The following is an 837-nucleotide window of genomic DNA, read 5'->3' on the forward strand; positions in this document are numbered from 1 at the left end:
GCTCCGCAGGAGGGTTCGGCTCCGCAGGAGGGTTCGGCTCCGCAGGAGGGTTCGGCTGCGCAGGCGGGTTCGGCTGCACAGGCGGGTTCGGCTGCGCAGGCGGCCTCAGCTACGCAGGCGGGCGGGGGCCGGCGGGCAGGACCCCCGGGGGAGCTGCGTGGGGAGGTTCCTCAGGTCCTATGCCGCATGGGGCTCGACCCTGGCGACTTCTTAGATTTGGTCGTGCACTTTGAGGAGCGATTCTTCACGGCCGTGGGCTGTCCTGCCTCGCTCGAGCGCGAAGCGCAGCGGCGCGGCCAGGGACGGATCAACGGCCCCGGCCGCCATGCCCTCGCTCGCCGCGCACCGTGCAAGGCGGCCCGGTAGGAGCGCTTCTCCGGCCCTCACGCAGCAAGACGCTCTCTCTCTCCGGGCACACGCCCTACCGGCGCCGCCCCCACAGGGGCTGCACCAGTCGAAAGGGCGCACAATCGGCAGTGCGCTGCCCCTGCGGACTCCCCGCTTCAGAGTCTAGAAGAGCACTATTCCGATCGCAGGCCGACGAAGCCGGTGATGCTCCGGCTCCAGCGGACGGTGTTACCAACGGCTGACCCGACGCAGCTCCCGACAGGCTCTGCCCCTTCAGACGGTCCTAAAGAAGCACTGACTCCTTCAGGCACTGCCTCCTTGAGCACTAATTCTTCCGCTCGCAGTGCTAGCATTCCCCGCTGCCTACTACTGGCAGTGCTCAACGCCTAAAGCCCGTGCCATTCAGCTCTGCCCCCTTCAGGCGTTCAGGCGCTGACGGTCCTAAAGAAGCTCTGACCCCTTCAGACGCAGGCTCTGACCCCTTCAGGC

The 837-nt window shown here is 67.5% G+C and carries 1 protein-coding gene; it reads left to right on the top strand.

Going from position 1 to position 837, the window contains the following annotated elements; translation table 11 throughout:
• The first annotated feature begins 186 nt into the window (after positions 1–186).
• Positions 187–366: a hypothetical protein gene (locus tag GNK13_RS21255; protein ID WP_164104649.1), complete on the top strand. Its 180-nt coding sequence runs from the start codon at positions 187–189 to the stop codon at positions 364–366.
• The last annotated feature ends 471 nt before the right edge of the window (positions 367–837 follow it).

The organism is Candidatus Laterigemmans baculatus (assembly GCF_010367455.1).
Taxonomy (GTDB): domain Bacteria; phylum Planctomycetota; class Planctomycetia; order Pirellulales; family Pirellulaceae; genus Laterigemmans; species Laterigemmans baculatus.